The organism is Kocuria sediminis (assembly GCF_009735315.1).
In the GTDB taxonomy this organism is placed as follows: domain Bacteria; phylum Actinomycetota; class Actinomycetes; order Actinomycetales; family Micrococcaceae; genus Kocuria; species Kocuria turfanensis.
This window is the reverse complement of sequence record NZ_WOGU01000007.1, coordinates 1-15,496: the sequence shown is the minus strand read 5'-3', so window position 1 is coordinate 15,496 and position 15,496 is coordinate 1. Positions and strand designations below refer to the sequence as shown.

Below are 15,496 nucleotides of genomic sequence, written 5' to 3'. Positions count from 1 at the left end.
CTCCGGGGGCCGGGACTACCGCAGCCGGTAGCCCAGCACCGCGGCCGCGACGAGCAGCCCCGCGGCCAGGCGGGGCAGGATCTCCTCGAACCACGGATGCACCAGGACGCCCAGCAGCACGCCGACCGGCCAGGCCACCACCCCGGCGAGGACCAGCAGCAGGATCCGCCGCGTGACCCTCTGCCGTCCGGCGGCGTCCTGCGGCAGCGGCGCGGCGCGCTCCTGGTCGTCCTCCTGGTCGAAGAGCATGAACGGCAGAGTCGCGAAGAGATTGGCGAACATCGTCCGGTACCCCAGGGACGCGTCGAACGTGCTGCCCTCCTCGGCGGGAAGGGTGGTGAAGAAGACCGCCATGCCGACGACCACGACCGTCATGGCGGCCACGGTCAGCAGGCGCTTCCGGTCCAGGACCAGCACGATGTCCTGGCCCTTGGACCGGCCCCGGACGAGCCATGCTCCGCCCGCGGCCAGGCCGAGCCCCCAGAGGAAGAACGCCCAGATGGTCAGCTGGTCGCTGCCGGACGTGGTGGTCAGGTACGGCAGGGACGAGATGACGCACACCAGGCTCAGCCCCAGGGTGATCGCCCCGCAGAGGGTGCGGAACCACGGGCCCGGTGCCCGGGTGGTGGATCGTGTCTCGACTGCCATGGCGCCGTCCCGTCCTCCACGTCGACTCTCGCGGCCCAGTCTTGCCGGTCGATGCACGCGGCCACCAGGTGTGCACCCGTAAAGGGGACAGGCTTTCCTGTCGGACGAGCTGGCAGCGGACGAGGTGGGCGGGGTCTGGCAGGACCGGTTTTGTTGTCATGTCCCCCGCCTGGGGGATACCTGACGGCCGTTGTGAGGCCGGCGAGCGGCCGGAAGGCTCGGCGGGCGTGCCGACACGCTCGCTCGAGGCCCGGATTTCCGGGATTCTCGGCCGCTCCACGACACGGCCGGCGACCTGTCCCCACAACGGCGGCCTGTCGTTCATACGATGCGTCTGCAAACAACGGAACGATCCAAGGGGACCCCCATGAAGAAGATCGCAGCAGGAGCGGCCGTGCTCACCGCCGCCGGATTCACCGGCCTGTCCATGGCGCCGGCAATGGCAGCGCCTTACGCGAACTGCTCGGCCGCGGCAGAGGCCGGCGTCTACAACATCCAGGCCGGAGACTCCCGCTACGGAGCGCACCTCGACAGCGACCTCGACGGCGTGGGCTGCGAGAACAGCGACTACGGTCTTACCCCGCTGAACACCGTCCCTGGCACTGTTTCGCCGGAGGTGGCCGACCCCACGACGATCGCCGTCTTCGAGACCTGCGCAGACGCCCTCGCGGCCGGTCGCAGCAACATCCTTCTCGGCGACCCGGCCTATGCCCCCCACCTGGATCGTGACCTCGACGGCATCGCGTGCGAGATGGGCACCGACGAGGTGGAGATCGGCACGCACGAGATCGTCGACTGGGTGCCCGAGTCCTGGAACACCGGCCAGTACTCCCAGATGGGCCAGGTGCCCGCGGGCGCGGCCGACACCGGTGTCGTCGTCGAGGACGACTCCCCGGCCGGCGGCGTCGCTCTCGGTGGCGGCCTGGCCCTGGCCGCGGCCGCCGGTGCTGCCGTGGTCGTGCGCCGTCGCGCCGCCCGGGCCTGAGACCGCCCGGGACGTCGAGCTGATCGGATAGGTTGTCGTCCGTGAAGAGCTCGTCCAGCGACCGCCGCAGGGGCCACCTGGCCTCCGCGGCGGTCGCTGTCCTTCTGCTGGCCGGCTGCGCCGGCACCGACCCCGCGCAGCCGGGCGAGTCGCCGTCTGCTGGTGTGTCGGCCGTCCGGTCGTCTTCGCCCACCCAGGCGGCCACCACGGTCCCGGGAACTGCCGCTCCGAGGCCATCCGCGTCCGCTGAGCCGACGTCCCCCGCGCCGACTTCCGCCGCCGACCCGGCGGGCGCGGCAGTCTCCGCGCCCGTGTCGGTCCGCATCCCGGCCGCAGGCACCGACTCGGAGCTGCTCCACCTCGGCCTGCGCGACAACGGCTCCCTGGAGGTCCCTCCGGGAGACCCGGGTGCGCCGGCCGCCTGGTACACCGGCTCGCCCGCCCCGGGGGAGGTGGGTCCGGCGGTGCTGCTGGGTCACGTCAACGCCACCGACGGCGGGCCCGGGGTGTTCGCCGGTCTGCGCGGCCTGGTGCCCGGGGACCGGGTCGAGGTGGCGCGGGAGGACGGCAGCACGGCGGTCTTCGCCGTCGAGCGCGGGGAGCAGTACGCCAAGGACGCCTTCCCCACGCTGTCCGTCTACGGCAACACCGAAGGCCCCGAGCTGCGGCTGATCACCTGCGACGGCTACGACCCCGCCACCGGGGAGTTCGACGACAACTACGTGGTCTACGCCCGGCTCGTCGGCTGATCCTGCAGGACGCCCGGCGGGCGGTCCGTGCTCCGGGGGACAATGGAGGTCCTGCCGAGCGAAGGAGGCCCGGAGTGGACGTGGTCGTCCTGCCCACCGCCGCGGCCGTCGCGGCGCACGCGGCCGGCGTCGTCGCCGACCGGATCGTCGCGAAGCCCGCCCTGGTGCTGGGCGTGGCCACGGGCTCCTCTCCTGTGGGGCTCTACCGGGAGCTGGCCCGCCGCCGCAGGCAGGAGGGGCTGGACCTGTCCCACCTCGAGTGCTTCGCCCTCGACGAGTACGTCGGTCTGCCCGGCCACGACCCGCACAGCTACGCCGCGTACCTGCGGCGGGAGGTCGCGGAGCCCTTCGGGCTGTCGGCCGAGCGGGTCCACGTGCCGGACGGCGTCCGCGAGGACCTGGAGGGTGCGGCCCAGGACTACGAGCAGTCGATCGCCGGGGCCGGTGGAATCGACCTGCAGATCCTCGGCATCGGCACCAACGGCCACATCGGCTTCAACGAACCCCTCTCGGCCCTGAGCTCCCGCACCCGGGTCCTGGCGCTGTCCGCGCAGACCCGCGCCGACAACGCCCGGTTCTTCGACGCTCCCGACGACGTGCCCACGCACTGTCTCACCCAGGGACTGGGCACGATCCTGGAGGCCCGGCAGCTGCTCCTGGTCGCCCAGGGCGAGCGTAAGGCGCAGGCCGTCGCCGCGGCGGTGGAGGGGCCGGTGGCGGCCCGGTGCCCGGCGTCGGTGCTGCAGTTCCACCGCCGCACCACGATCGTGCTGGACGAGGCCGCCGCGCGCCGGCTGACCCTGGCGGGGCACGAACGTCCCGGCACCGGGGCCTGAGCGGGTTCGGGACCGGGACCTCTGTCCCGGGACCGGGGGATGCCGCCGCGGCGGGCAACGCAGGACATCCGTCATCCACGCGCGGGGGAGCGTCACAGAGTGCCCGGTCAGGCCGGACGTCCGGGATGCCGCGGCGGAATCCGCGCTGTCGTGACGGGCCCGGGAACGGCGCTCGACGTGACCCGTGACGCCGCACTCCGGCCCTGCCTACGATGCCTTCGCAAACCCTTCCTCTGCGAGATTGTGGGGACTCCATGAACAAGAACACAACTGGTGCGGCCCTGATGGCGGCCATCGGGTTCTCGGCCCTGACGGCGGCACCGGCGACGGCCGCGCCGGGTGATCCGATGGTCTTCACCGACTGCGCCACGGCCGCCCAGTACGGCGTCCACAACATCCCCGTCGGCTCGGTCAGTCACAGCCCGAGCCTCGTCGACGACGACGGTGACGGGGTCGTGTGCGAGAGCGCCGACTGGACCTACGACCCCACGCGCATCCCCGTGGAGAACGAGCAGGGCGGGTACAGCCACACCATCATCGACTGGATCCCGGGTGCGGGCCCCGGCCCCGACGCCCAGCCCGGAGAGGTCCCCGGGGTGGACCAGTACACCCAGATGGACGAGGTGCCCGTGGGCGGCGCCGACACCGGCGCCACCGTGCAGGACGGCTCCGGGACGACCGGACTCGTCCTCGGCGGCGGCCTGGCACTGGCTGCCGGGGCCGCGGTGGCGGTGCGCCGGCGCAGCACCGAGCAGGCGTAGCGCGGGGCCGTCCGGCGCACCGCGAGCCGGTGCCCGTGAGGGATGCGACCACCGGACCGCCGTGGGGACCGCCCGGCCCCCACGGCGGCCCGCCGCGTCGCCGGGGGCACTGCCTCCCACGGGGGAGGGCCGGCGCAGAAGTGGGGGCACGCCTCGGCCGCGCGGCGGAGGTGCATTCGTGAATTCCCGGGCAGGATGGGAGAGCGTGCTCTGTCCGTTCCACCGAAGGAGATCCCCGTGAGCAACCCGTACCCCGACCGGCCCGGCCATCCCTCCGGTCCGCCCAGCTACAACGCGGCGGGGGGCGACCAGTACGGCGCCGGCCGGCCCGCCGCGGCCCCGCCCGAGCTGGGCCGGCTCCTGACGCTGACCCTCGCCTCGGCGGGGATCTACCTGCTCAACCAGCTCGTCGGGCTGTACGCGAGTTCGACCGCGGACATGTCCGCGACCTACGAGCAGCTGGGCCTGTCCGCCGACCAGATCGCCCAGGCCCAGAGCACCGGGATGGTCACCTCGATCGTGGTGCTGCTCATCGCACTGGGCATCTACGCGCTGGTCTACGTGTTCCTGAAGAAGGGCAAGAACTGGGCCCGGATCCTCGGCATCGTCCTGACCATCCTCAGCATCGTCACCAGCGCCATCGGCCTCCTCGGCGCCCTGACGTACGGCGGGGTGGGCATCGTCCTGCTGATCCTGGGCCTGCTGCTCATCGTGGTCAACGTCCTGTGGCTCGTGACCGCGTTCAAGGCCCCGGTCAAGCAGTGGTTCGCCCAGCCGCACATGGCCTGATCCGCACCACCGGGTCCTGACCGCAACGCCGCCCCGCCGCCCGGCCGGGCGGCGTCGCGCTGTCCGATCGCGCTGCCCGGCCGGGCCTCAGGCGGGCGGGGCGATGACGCGGTCCCGGCCCACCAGCAGCGCGACGCCGCACAGCACCGCCATCAGGCCCGCCATGATCAGCAGCGGCGGTTCCCAGCGCCCACCGGCGTCGTAGAGGGCGCCGAAGACGGCGGGCCCCACCGCGGCCAGCCCGTAGCCCACGGACTGGGCCATCCCGGACAGCGCCGCGGCCTGCTGGTGACTGCCCGAGCGCAGGCTGAACAGGGACAGGGCCACGACGATGAGACTGCCGCAGCCGGCGGCCCCGAGCACCACCCACAGCAGGACCAGGCCCGGGGCGGCGGCCAGGCCCGCGTAGGAGGCCAGCGCCAGTGCGGCCCCGCTGAACGCCACGACCCGCTGGTCGCCGAACCGGTGCATCAGCGCCCCGGAGCTCAGGCTGGCCACCATGCCGACCAGCAGGAACAGGGCCATGTGCGTGCCGGCGGTGGTCGCCGAGACCCCGTGGCTGCGCTCGATGCTCGGCAGCCAGGCCATGTAGACGTAGAACGCCACCGACTGCAGGCCCATGAACAGGGTGACCTGCCAGCCCAGCGCGGAGCGCCAGGGGGAGCGGAAGCGGCCCACTGCCGTCCCGTGCGGGCCGGCGGCGGCGGTCCGCTGCCGCAGCCACGGGAGCAGGAGCACCAGCGCGAGCACGGCGAGCACCGCCCACACCGCCAGGGCCAGGCGCCACCCGCCCGCCCCGGCGTGGGCGATGGGCACCACCAGGGCGGAGCCGGCCGCCGCGACCGCGCTCTGGACCGACGTGTAGAGCCCGGTCACCTGGCTCACCCGCTGCGGGAACTCCCGCTTCACGAGCGAGGGCAGCAGCACGTTGAGGAACGCGATGCCGACGCCCACCAGGGCGGTGCCGACCCACACCGCTCCGGGCACCGGCGCGGAACGGCCGACGATCCCGGCCGCGAGCAGCAGCAGGGACAGCCACAGCGCCCGGTCCAGGCCCGTCCGGGCGGCCACTCCGGGCGCCACGGGGGAGAACAGCGCGAACATGGCCAGCGGCAGGCCGGTCAGGAGCCCGGCCTGGGCGGCGGAGATGCCCAGGTCGCGGCTGATCTCCTCCAGCAGCGGGCCCACGCTCACGAAGCCGACCCGCAGGTTCACCCCGATCAGCAGCACGCCGAGGAAACCGAGGCCCAGGCGGGCCCGCCGGGTGGTGGCCGGTGAGGCGTCGGTGAGCACGGTGCATCCTTTCGGGACGGGAGGCGGGGACCTCCGGACAGCGTACGGGGCGGCGCGCCCCCGGCGCGCCGCCCCGGCGTGGTCCGCGCGGATCAGCTGAGGATCAGGTTCGCCACGAACAGCAGCGGGATGGAGCCGGCCCACACCGCGGTGGTGATGCCGGACCAGCCGCGCAGGGCGTCCGTGCCCTGCAGGCCCGTGAAGCGGGTGACCACCCAGAAGTAGGAGTCGTTGAAGTAGCTGAAGACCATGGACCCCGCGGTGCACGCCAGGGCGGCGACGACGGGGTCGATGCCCAGGGTGCCCACCAGCGGCGCGGACACGGAGGCCGCGGTGATCATGGCGACCGTCCCGGAGCCCTGTGCGATGCGCACGAGCGTGGCGACGAGGAAGGGCACCAGGAAGGCGGGCAGCGGGGTCGCGGCGATGGCCTCGGCGAGGGCGTCGCCCACCCCGGAGCTGCGCAGCACCTGGCCCAGCGCGCCACCGGCGCCCGTGATGAGCAGGATGAGCCCGGCCGAGGCCGCGGCCTCGGCGAACCAGCCGTGCGCCTTGTTGCGCGGCGTCCACCGGGGCAGCAGGACGTAGAGGGCCAGCACCATGCCGATGATCAGGGCCACGACGGGGTTGCCGATGAACGCGAACGGGACGGCCCAGTCGGAGGGCTCGTACTCGTCACCGCCGATGACGCCCTGGGCGTTCTGGTCGATGGCTCCCGTGACGGTGTTGAGGATGATCAGCGCCAGCGGGACGAGCAGCGGCAGGGACGCCACGATCGCGCCCACCCGGTGCGGCTTCGCCCCGGCCGGCGGCTCGCCGAGGTCGACGACGGGGTCGGCGCCGACCGGCTCACGGGCCTCCTCGTCCAGGCCGTCCCGGAGCCCGGCGTCCGCGGTGCCGGCATCGGAGGTGCCGCCGCCCGAGGATCCCGTCCCGGCCGCGGCGGACCCGCCCACGCCGGCGGTGGCCACCGCGCCGTAGACGGCCTCGCGCACGTGCTCCTCGACCCGGGGCTCGAGCTGGGGGCCGATCCAACGCGCGTAGAGGACCACCACGGGCAGCAGCACCACGGTGAAGGCCAGACCGGCGAGGATCAGCGCGCCGAGGTCCACCCCGAGAATGCCGGCCACGGCCAGCGGGCCCGGGGTGGGCGGCACGAGGTGGTGGGTCAGGGTCATGCCGCAGCCCAGGGCCAGGGCGAGCGTCACGTAGCCGGCGCGCTTCACGCGGGCGATCGAGCGGGCCAGCGGGTTCATGATCACGTACCCGGAGTCGCAGAACACCGGGATGGACACCAGTGCGCCCACGCTGCCCATCGCCCAGGGCTCGCGGCCGTGGCCGAAGACGCGCAGGAAGGCCAGCGCCAGGGCGTTGGCGGCCCCCGAGACCTCGAGGATCTTGCCGATGCCCACCCCGAGGCCGATCACGATCCCGATGGAGGCCAGCGTGTTGCCGAAGCCCGTGGTGATGGCGTCGACGATCTCGAGCACGGGCTGGCCCGCGACCAGCCCCGTGACGAGCGCGGCGATGAGGAGGGCCACGAAGGCGTCCAGGCGGGTGCGCAGCACCAGGACGATGATGGTGGCGATGCCCAGGACCAGGGCCAGGAGGAGTTGGAGATCCACGGTGATGCAGCTCCTTGCGGACGGCGGAGGACGCGCGGCACCGGGCGGCGGTGCCCGGTGCCGGGGAATTGACGGGCGGAACGGTTCATGTGAGGCTAATCACAGATAAGACATCTGACAAGAGGACGGGGCTGCTGTGACGTCTGCCATCTTCGTGCTCGGCGACGGCGCCACCCGCCGCCGGACCGGTCCCCGCCGGTCGGTGCGCACCCGCTGCGATGCGCCAGACCTCGTCCGGGCGCCCGGCGCAGCGGCCGGCCCGCTCACGCTCGCAGTGTTGGACCCGGCGCGGCGGACGGCACCGGCTCCGGAGCGACGCGCCGATGGCTAGGAGGTCGCTGGTCGAGTCGGTCGCGGAGGAGCTCCTCGAGCGCATCCTGCGCGGTGAGGTCGCCCCGCACGAGGCCCTGCCGCCGGAGGCGCAGATCGCGAGGGAGCACGAGGTCAGCCGGCTCACCGTCCGGGAGGCGCTCAAGGCTCTGCAGGCGCAGAACATCGTCCAGGTCCGGCGCGGGCTCGGGACCTTCGTCAACCCGCCGGACGCGTGGACCGGTCTGGAGGCCATCCTGAAGGCGGCCTCCCGCGGCGTGGCCTCGAGCCAGGTGACCCTGCGGCTGCTGGAGGTCCGGCGCATGGTGGAGACCGGATCGGCCGAGCTGGCCGCCCAGCACGTGACCGACGAGGACCTCGCCGCCATGGAGACCGCCGTCCAGGAGCTGGAGCGTGCCCACGCCGTGCAGGACCTCGACGCCGTGACCGCCGCGGACATGGCCTTCCACGACGCCGTGCTGCGCGCCTCCGGCAATCCGTTCGTGCCCGTCCTGCTGGGCCAGCTCTCCCAGCTGCTCTACACGGAACGGCGGAACACCTCGGCCTTTCCCGAGGTCCAGCGCCACGCCATCCGGCACCACCGGCTGGTCCTGGCGGCCATCGCCTCCCGCGACCCCGCGGCCGCCCGCACGGCGATGGAGGAGCACCTCGACCAGACCTACGAGGACTACGAGCACTACATCGGCCGCCCGGCCGGCACCGTCCCCGCACCCGACCACCCGACCCCGAACCCGCTCGACCAGCCCAGCACAGGAGATGACTGACATGCCCGAGACCCCTGCCTTCCCCGCCGAGCGCACCGCCGTGCTCACCGGCGCCGCCTCCGCGCGGGGCATCGGCCGCGCCACCGCGGACCTGCTCGCGAGCCAGGGCTGGAGCGTGGCCGTCCTGGACATCGACGGCGACGCGGCCGCCGAGGCCGCCCGGGACATCGCCGCCCGGCACGGCGTGCCGACGCTCGGGCTGCGCACCGACGTGTCCGACGAGACCTCCGTGCACGAGGCCGTGGCCCGGGTGGAGGCCGAGCTGCCCGCGATCGTGGCCCTGGTGAACTGCGCCGGGATCAGCTCGCCCACCGACTTCATGGACGAGACCCGCGAGACCTGGGACCGGGTCTTCGCGATCAACATGACCGGCACGTTCCTGGTGACCCAGCGGATCCTGGCCGGGATGATCGAGCGGAAGCTGGGCCGGGTGGTCAGCATCTCCTCGATCTCCGCCCAGCGCGGGGGCGGCACGTACTCCAAGTCCGCCTACAGCGCCTCCAAGGCCGCGATCATCGGCTTCACCCGGGCCGTGGCCCGCGAGATGGGCGAGCACGGGATCACGGTGAACTGCATCGCCCCCGGCCCCGTGGACACCGACATCATGGGCGGCACGCTGACCGAGGAGCGGAAGGCGGGGATGGCCGAGGACATCCTCGTGGGCCGCGTGGGCACCGTGCGGGACATGGCCGCGCTGCTCGCCTTCCTCGTCAGCGAGGACGCCGGATACATCACCGCGGCGACCTACGACATCAACGGCGGGCTGCAGATCTCCTGACCTGCTGAGGTCGCCCGCCCCGGCCGCGGGGCGCGGCGCCGTCCGGACGGACTCCGGGCGGCGCCGCCGCTCGGCCCAGGGACGCCCGCGGGGCCGGCGGCACCGGTGCGGGCGTCAGGCCTCGACGGCGGGGAGCATCGGCCGGTGCTCGTAGAAGGTCTGCAGCACCACGGTGGTGCGGGTGTTGACGGAGGCCGTGTGGCGGACCTCGTTGACGAGCGCCTCGAGCTCCCTGGGCGAGCCCACCCTGACGAACAGCATGTAGGCGGCGTCCCCGGCCACCGAGTGGCAGGCCTCGATCGCCGTCAGGGGCTCGAGGAGCTCGGGGGCGTTGTCGGGCTGACGGGGATCGAGCGGGGTGATCTCGATGAACGCCGACAGCGGCCTGCCGACGGCCTCGGGGTCGAGGATCGCCTGGTAGCCGACGATCACCCCGCTGCTCTCGAGCTTGCGCAGGCGTGCCTGCACGGCCGAGGTCGAGAGACCGACCCGTTCGGAGAGCTGGGCGAGGGTGGCGCGCGGGTCGTGGGACACCTCGGTGGCCAGCCGTACGTCGACAGGGTCGTCCATGCGCCGAACGCTACCAGCTGATGGGGCTGCGGGGGTTGACACCTCTGCATGCGCATGTGAATGTTCCTGTGTGTGATCCACTTCACCGGAAAATTTCCGTTGACTACACGGCAGGAGGGTTCTCATGTCCACGTCTCTGCAGGCGGTGCAGGCCATCATCGGCGAGCCTGAGGTCGTCGAGGACGCCCGCGGTGTGGAGACGCACCCCGCGTGGCTCCGGCTCAGGTCGGCGGCCACGGACCTGCAGGCACTGCAGGTCAAGGACGGGTCGATCCCGGAGCCGGCCGACCACCCGGCCGCACGCGAGCTCGTCGAGCTGATCACGGCGTCGATCATGGAACTGGCTCCGCTGTTCCCGCACGACGCGGGGTACCTGGCCGCCCTGCCCGGCGACTTCGCGCGCTGGGCGGACGGGGGCTTCGGGGTGCCGGACTTCCTGGACTCCCTCGTCGAGTTCCAGCCGCAGCAGCACCGGGTCGACGGCATCCGGCACCTCGTCGTGTTCCCGATGTACACCCAGAACGGATCGGCGAACAGATACGTCGAGGCCCTGATCGTCGAGGCGATCTGGCCGGAGTTCGTCGCCGAGCTCGAGGCCGGGCACTACGGCAACACAGCATTCGTGTCCCTGCGGCTGATCGACTTCACCCCGGGATACGACACGAACTCGGCGGTGCTCTTCCCCGAGACCGTGGCGATGCGGGAGATCCCGCCGTTCACGTGGGGGGCCATCTTCCAGGACCGCGAGGCGGCGCGCTACCGCCGTGTGGTCACCGCGGCCGCTGGCATCACGAAGCTGGACCTGCCCGAGGAGGCCGCGGCACTGCTGGCGGACCAGGATCTCGCCGAGAAGACCTTCGTGATGTGGGACATCATCCACGACCGCACGCACATGCGCGGCGACCTGCCGTTCGATCCGTTCATGATCAAGCAGCGGATGCCGTTCTTCCTGTACTCCCTGGAGGAGCTGCGCTGCGACCTGACGGCGTTCCGCGAATCGGTCAGGATCGAGCGGGCGCTCACCGCGCGCGCGGCGGCCGGCGAGGAGCTCACCGCGCTCGAGGAGCAGACCCGACGCCACGCCGCGCTGGTGCAGTACGCGGTGGTCTTCGACCGGATCTTCCGTTTCGCGATCACCGGGTCGCGGGTCCGCAACTACGACGGGCTGGGCGGGCAGCTGCTGTTCGCCTGGCTCCACCGCCGGCACGTGCTGCAGTGGCGCGACGTCGAGCTCAGCGTCGACTGGGACCGGGTCGCCGATGCGGTGGTCGAGCTCGGCGACGCGATCGACCGGCTGTACTGGGAGTCGATCGACCGGCCGAAGACAGCGCACTGGCTGAAGGCCTACGAGCTCGTCGCCTCCGTGGTCACCCCGCATCCTGCGTCGGTGTGGGCGCAGGGACTCCCGCGCGAGGTCCTCGCCGGGCCGCCGAAGGGGTACACGGACCTGGTGCTGGACGACGAGTTCCCGCTGTCGATGTTCTTCGAGGCGCTCGAGAAGAAGATGCGAGGCGTCATCGCGTCGACCACCGGCATCCGCGCCTCGGACGACTGAGCGATGACCGATCCGAGCGGCCGCACCGTGCTGATCGCCGGCGCGACCAGCGCCGCCGGGCTGGCGGCGACGCGGGCCCTGACCGCTGCCGGGGCCCGCGTCGTCGCCACGGGCCGCAGCGCGGAGAAGCTGGCTCCCCTCGCCGCCCTCGGGGCGGACACCGAGGCCCTGGACCTGACCGACGAGCACGCCGTGCGCACGCTCGCCCGCCGGCTGCACGAGCGCGGCCTGTCGGTCGACGGGCTGCTGCACCTCGTGGGCGGCTGGCGCGGCGGCGGCGGGCTCGCCGGGCAGACCGAGGAGGACTACCGCGCACTGGAGGCGTCCTTCACCGCGCTGCGGCACCTGAGCCGCGCCTTCGACGACGACCTGCGGGCCTCGCCGGCGGGCCGGCTGGCGATCGTGTCCTCGACCGCGGTGGCCCGGCCGCTCGCGGGCGGGGCGAACTACGCCGCGGTCAAGGCCGCGAGCGAGGCCTGGACCCGGGCCGTGGCCCAGGGCTGGGCGAAGGCCGCCCGGGAGGCGGGCGAGCCGCAGCGCGCCGCCGCGGTGATCTTCCGGGCGAAGGCCCTGGCCGGCCTGGAGGACCGGCTGGCCGAGGCCTATGCCGAGCTGTGGACCGCCGACCCGGCCGAGCTCAACGACTCGATCCTGACGATCCCGGAGAAGGAAACGGACTGACATGCAGAAGATCCACGACCCGCAGGTGCGGGGGTTCGCCTCGGACAACTACTCCGGGGTCCACCCGGAGGTCCTGGACGCGCTGGCCGAGGCCAACGGCGGCCACCAGACCGCCTACGGCGAGGACGAGTACACGGCACGTCTGCAGGAGGTGATCGTGCGGCACTTCGGCGAGGGCGCGTCGGTGTGGCCGATGTTCAACGGCACCGGCGCCAACGTCGTCGGACTGCAGTCGATGCTCCCACGCTGGGGCGCGGTGATCTGCGCGGACACCGCCCACATCCACGTCGACGAGGGCGGGGCGCCCGAGAAGTCCGCCGGCCTCAAGCTCCTCCCCGTGCCCACGGCGGACGGCAAGCTCACGCCCGAACGGATCGCCGCGGAGGCCTGGGGCTGGGGCGACGAGCACCGCGCCCAGCCGCTGGTCGTGTATCTCACCCAGTCCACCGAGCTCGGCACCCTCTACACGCCGGACGAGATCCGGGCGATCACGGACCACGCGCACGCCCACGGCATGTCCGTCTACCTGGACGGGGCCCGGCTCTCGAACGCGGCGGCCGCCCTGGGCCTGCCCCTGCGCACCTTCACCACCGACGTCGGCGTCGACGTGCTCGCCTTCGGCGGCACCAAGAACGGGGCGCTGGGCGCCGAGGCCCTGGTGGTCCTGAACGAGGCCGCGTCCCAGGGCCTCGTCTACCTGCGCAAGCACCAGATGCAGCTGGCGTCGAAGATGCGGTTCGTCTCGGCCCAGCTGCTGGCGCTGCTGGACGGGGACCTGTACCTGCGCACCGCCGGCCACGCGAACGCGATGGCCCGGCGCCTGCGCGAGGGCATCGAGGCGGGCATCGCCGACGGGTCGATGCCCGGGGTCGCCTTCACGCAGCAGACCCAGGTGAACGCCGTCTTCGCAATTCTGCCCGAGGGTGTCGCCGACCGCCTCCGCCGGCGCTTCCGGTTCTACGACTGGGACGCCGCGACGGGCGAGGTGCGCTGGGTGTGCAGCTTCGACACCACGGCGGAGGACGTCGACGCCTTCGTGGGCGCCCTCCGCGCGGAACTGGTCCCGGTCGGCTGAGCCCACCGGGCGTTCGCCCGCTCCACTCCGCTGTGCCCGCGGGGGCAGGTTCCTGCCCCCGCCGGTCGAGCACATCCTCGCTCGTTCTCCGAGCTCGTCCGGCCGCGGCTGTGTCCGCCTCTGCGGCGAGCCCGGAGCCACCCTCCCCTGCCCGAAGGAGAACCACCTCATGACTGCCGTCCCGTCCCTGCCCACCCGGCCGGACACCGTCCGGCCCGCTTACCGCAGCATCGACCCCGCCACCGGGAAGCTCGTGGCCGAGGTCCCCACCGCCACCGACGCCGAGGCCGAGGAGGCTCTCGCCGCCGCCGACGCCGCCTTCCGCGCCTGGCGCTCCCGTCCGGTCCAGGAGCGGGCCGCCGTCGCCGCCCGGGTCGGTGAGCTGTTCGCCGAGCGCGCCGACGAGCTCGCGGCGATCGCCACGCAGGAGATGGGCAAGCCGCTCTCCGAGGCGCGCGAGGAGGCGCAGTTCTGCGCCGAGATCTTCGCCTACTTCGCCGAGCACGGCCCGGCCCTGGCCGCCGACCAGCCCCTGCCCACCCCGCACCGGACGGGGCGGGCAGTGCTCCAGCGGCGCCCGGTCGGGGTCCTGCTGGGGATCATGCCGTGGAACTATCCCTACTATCAGGTGGCCCGCTTCGCCGCCCCCAACCTCGTGCTCGGCAACACGATCCTGCTCAAGCACGCCGAGTCCTGCCCGCGCTCTGCCCAGGCCCTCCAGCAGCTGCTGGACGACGCCGGGGTCCCCGCCGGCGCCTACCGCACCCTCTTCGCCACCCACGCCCAGATCGAACGGCTCATCGCCGACCCCCGAGTGCAGGGCGTGTCCCTGACGGGCTCCGAGCGGGCCGGGTCGGCGGTCGCGGCGATCGCCGGACGGCACCTGAAGAAGGCCGTCCTGGAGCTCGGCGGGTCCGACCCCTACGTGGTGCTCGACACCGACGACGTCGCCGCCTCCGCGCAGGCGGCCTTCGCCACCCGGATGGGCAACACCGGCCAGGCCTGCAACTCCAACAAGCGCATGATCGTCTTCTCCGGGATCTTCGAGGAGTTCGTGGCCGAGCTGACCCGACAGGCCGCCGCGCTGGTGCCCGGCGACCCGTCTGACGGGGCCGAGGGCACCTACGCCCCGATGGCCTCCCGCGCCGCCGCCGAGACCCTGGCGGCCCAGATCCGGGAGGCCGTCGAGGCCGGCGCGACCCTGCACACGGGTGGGACCCTCGCCGAGGGCCCCGGCGCATACCTCGCCCCCGCCGTGCTCACCGGCGTCACCGCGGAGATGGCCGCCTACCACCAGGAGCTCTTCGGCCCGGTGGCCGTGGTCTACGAGGCCGACAGCGACGAGGAAGCCCTCGCCCTGGCCAACGACACCCCCTACGGGCTCGGCGGTGCGGTCTTCAGCACCGACCCAGCCCGTGCCCGGGAGCTCGCCGAGCGGCTGGAGTGCGGCATGGCCAACGTCAACGCCGCCGAGGCCGAGGGCGCCGGGATGCCCTTCGGCGGGGTCAAGCGCTCCGGCTACGGCCGCGAGCTCGGCCCGCTGGGCATGGACGAGTTCGTCAACAAGCGCCTGCTCTACATCAACGACTGACCCCCGGGGCCGGGGCGCAGCGCCCCGCCCCCTCTCCCGGCGTGCAGACGCGCACCTCCAAGGAAAGGTTCCCGTGGACACCATCGCACCATCCCAGAGCACCGCCCCGATCCGGCCGCCCGCACCGACGCCCGCGGAGGCGCACGCCCGGCTGCGCCGCAGTCTCAAGCCGCGTCACCTGACCATGATCGCGTTGGGCGGGGCCATCGGCACCGGGCTGTTCGTGGCCTCGGGCAACACCATCGCCACGGCCGGGCCCGGCGGGGCGCTGCTGGCCTACGTCGTGATCGGGTTCATGGTGTTCCTGCTGATGCAGTCCCTGGGCGAGATGGCCACCTACCTGCCGGTCTCCGGGGCGTTCGAGGAGTACTCCACCCGCTTCGTGAGCCCCTCCTTCGGCTTCGCCATCGGCTGGAACTACTGGTACAACTGGGCGATCACCGTGGCCGCCGAGCTGGTGGCCGCC

Annotated in this window: 16 protein-coding genes; 12 read left to right on the top strand and 4 right to left on the bottom strand. The window is 73.0% G+C overall.

The features are described from left to right. Window positions 1–15: 15 nt before the first annotated feature. Window positions 16–648: a hypothetical protein gene (locus GMA12_RS09440; protein ID WP_156269279.1), complete on the bottom strand. Its 633-nt coding sequence runs from the start codon at window positions 646–648 to the stop codon at window positions 16–18. 367 nt (window positions 649–1,015) lie between these two features. On the opposite strand from GMA12_RS09440, the gene GMA12_RS18900 reads away from it, so the two are divergent. The 5 genes from GMA12_RS18900 (at window position 1,016) to GMA12_RS09415 (ending at window position 4,768) form a co-directional block, all read left to right on the top strand. Next, window positions 1,016–1,633, top strand: coding sequence for an excalibur calcium-binding domain-containing protein (locus GMA12_RS18900; protein WP_162459693.1), 618 nt, complete (start codon window positions 1,016–1,018; stop codon window positions 1,631–1,633). A 41-nt stretch (window positions 1,634–1,674) separates the two neighbouring features. Beyond that, window positions 1,675–2,382 carry a class F sortase gene (locus GMA12_RS19285; RefSeq protein ID WP_162459692.1) on the top strand — a complete coding sequence of 236 codons (708 nt, stop codon included), beginning with the start codon at window positions 1,675–1,677 and terminating at the stop codon, window positions 2,380–2,382. A 74-nt stretch (window positions 2,383–2,456) separates the two neighbouring features. Further along, window positions 2,457–3,218 carry a glucosamine-6-phosphate deaminase gene (gene nagB, locus GMA12_RS09425; RefSeq protein ID WP_162459691.1) on the top strand — a complete coding sequence of 254 codons (762 nt, stop codon included), beginning with the start codon at window positions 2,457–2,459 and terminating at the stop codon, window positions 3,216–3,218. A gap of 254 nt (window positions 3,219–3,472) precedes the next feature. After that, window positions 3,473–3,979: an excalibur calcium-binding domain-containing protein gene (locus GMA12_RS09420; RefSeq protein ID WP_156269275.1), complete on the top strand. Its 507-nt coding sequence runs from the start codon at window positions 3,473–3,475 to the stop codon at window positions 3,977–3,979. Between the two features lie 237 nt (window positions 3,980–4,216). Continuing rightward, the gene (locus tag GMA12_RS09415; RefSeq protein WP_156269274.1) at window positions 4,217–4,768 is read left to right on the top strand and encodes a DUF6264 family protein; all 552 of its coding nucleotides are present in this window, start codon (window positions 4,217–4,219) and stop codon (window positions 4,766–4,768) included. 87 nt (window positions 4,769–4,855) lie between these two features. Here the strand turns inward: GMA12_RS09415 and GMA12_RS09410 are convergent, their stop codons facing one another. Further along, the gene (locus tag GMA12_RS09410; RefSeq protein ID WP_370830994.1) at window positions 4,856–6,061 is read right to left on the bottom strand and encodes an MFS transporter; all 1,206 of its coding nucleotides are present in this window, start codon (window positions 6,059–6,061) and stop codon (window positions 4,856–4,858) included. Window positions 6,062–6,153: 92 nt separating this feature from the next. After that, window positions 6,154–7,686 carry a GntP family permease gene (locus tag GMA12_RS09405; protein WP_162459689.1) on the bottom strand — a complete coding sequence of 511 codons (1,533 nt, stop codon included), beginning with the start codon at window positions 7,684–7,686 and terminating at the stop codon, window positions 6,154–6,156. Window positions 7,687–8,009: 323 nt separating this feature from the next. On the opposite strand from GMA12_RS09405, the gene GMA12_RS09400 reads away from it, so the two are divergent. After that, window positions 8,010–8,780, top strand: coding sequence for a FadR/GntR family transcriptional regulator (locus GMA12_RS09400; RefSeq protein ID WP_156269273.1), 771 nt, complete (start codon window positions 8,010–8,012; stop codon window positions 8,778–8,780). A gap of 1 nt (window position 8,781) precedes the next feature. Then, the gene (locus GMA12_RS09395; RefSeq protein ID WP_156269272.1) at window positions 8,782–9,558 is read left to right on the top strand and encodes an SDR family NAD(P)-dependent oxidoreductase; all 777 of its coding nucleotides are present in this window, start codon (window positions 8,782–8,784) and stop codon (window positions 9,556–9,558) included. Between the two features lie 114 nt (window positions 9,559–9,672). Here the strand turns inward: GMA12_RS09395 and GMA12_RS09390 are convergent, their stop codons facing one another. Continuing rightward, window positions 9,673–10,128 (bottom strand): Lrp/AsnC family transcriptional regulator, encoded by a 456-nt coding sequence (locus tag GMA12_RS09390; RefSeq protein ID WP_156269271.1) that lies wholly within the window; start codon window positions 10,126–10,128, stop codon window positions 9,673–9,675. Between the two features lie 124 nt (window positions 10,129–10,252). On the opposite strand from GMA12_RS09390, the gene GMA12_RS09385 reads away from it, so the two are divergent. The 5 genes from GMA12_RS09385 to GMA12_RS09365 form a co-directional block, all read left to right on the top strand. After that, window positions 10,253–11,683, top strand: coding sequence for a DUF6421 family protein (locus GMA12_RS09385; RefSeq protein WP_156269270.1), 1,431 nt, complete (start codon window positions 10,253–10,255; stop codon window positions 11,681–11,683). Window positions 11,684–11,686: 3 nt separating this feature from the next. Then, complete coding sequence (locus GMA12_RS09380; protein ID WP_156269269.1) at window positions 11,687–12,364, top strand: SDR family NAD(P)-dependent oxidoreductase; 678 nt, start codon at window positions 11,687–11,689, stop codon at window positions 12,362–12,364. Window position 12,365: 1 nt separating this feature from the next. Then, complete coding sequence (locus tag GMA12_RS09375; protein ID WP_156269268.1) at window positions 12,366–13,439, top strand: threonine aldolase family protein; 1,074 nt, start codon at window positions 12,366–12,368, stop codon at window positions 13,437–13,439. 169 nt (window positions 13,440–13,608) lie between these two features. Then, window positions 13,609–15,030, top strand: a complete 1,422-nt coding sequence (locus tag GMA12_RS09370) for an NAD-dependent succinate-semialdehyde dehydrogenase (RefSeq protein WP_156269267.1) — start codon at window positions 13,609–13,611, stop codon at window positions 15,028–15,030. A gap of 109 nt (window positions 15,031–15,139) precedes the next feature. Continuing rightward, window positions 15,140–15,496: amino acid permease (locus GMA12_RS09365; RefSeq protein ID WP_442354866.1), on the top strand; the 357-nt coding region annotated here is incomplete at its 3' end.

Coding starts and splice junctions, on each gene's coding strand:
- GMA12_RS09400 (WP_156269273.1), top strand. CDS start 8,010: ATGGCTAGGAGGTCGCTGGTCGAGTCGGTCGCGGAGGAGCTCCTCGAG.
- GMA12_RS09380 (WP_156269269.1), top strand. CDS start 11,687: ATGACCGATCCGAGCGGCCGCACCGTGCTGATCGCCGGCGCGACCAGC.
- GMA12_RS09375 (WP_156269268.1), top strand. CDS start 12,366: ATGCAGAAGATCCACGACCCGCAGGTGCGGGGGTTCGCCTCGGACAAC.
- GMA12_RS09385 (WP_156269270.1), top strand. CDS start 10,253: ATGTCCACGTCTCTGCAGGCGGTGCAGGCCATCATCGGCGAGCCTGAG.
- GMA12_RS09390 (WP_156269271.1), bottom strand. CDS start 10,128: ATGGACGACCCTGTCGACGTACGGCTGGCCACCGAGGTGTCCCACGAC.
- GMA12_RS09395 (WP_156269272.1), top strand. CDS start 8,782: ATGCCCGAGACCCCTGCCTTCCCCGCCGAGCGCACCGCCGTGCTCACC.
- GMA12_RS09370 (WP_156269267.1), top strand. CDS start 13,609: ATGACTGCCGTCCCGTCCCTGCCCACCCGGCCGGACACCGTCCGGCCC.
- GMA12_RS18900 (WP_162459693.1), top strand. CDS start 1,016: ATGAAGAAGATCGCAGCAGGAGCGGCCGTGCTCACCGCCGCCGGATTC.
- GMA12_RS09440 (WP_156269279.1), bottom strand. CDS start 648: ATGGCAGTCGAGACACGATCCACCACCCGGGCACCGGGCCCGTGGTTC.
- GMA12_RS09420 (WP_156269275.1), top strand. CDS start 3,473: ATGAACAAGAACACAACTGGTGCGGCCCTGATGGCGGCCATCGGGTTC.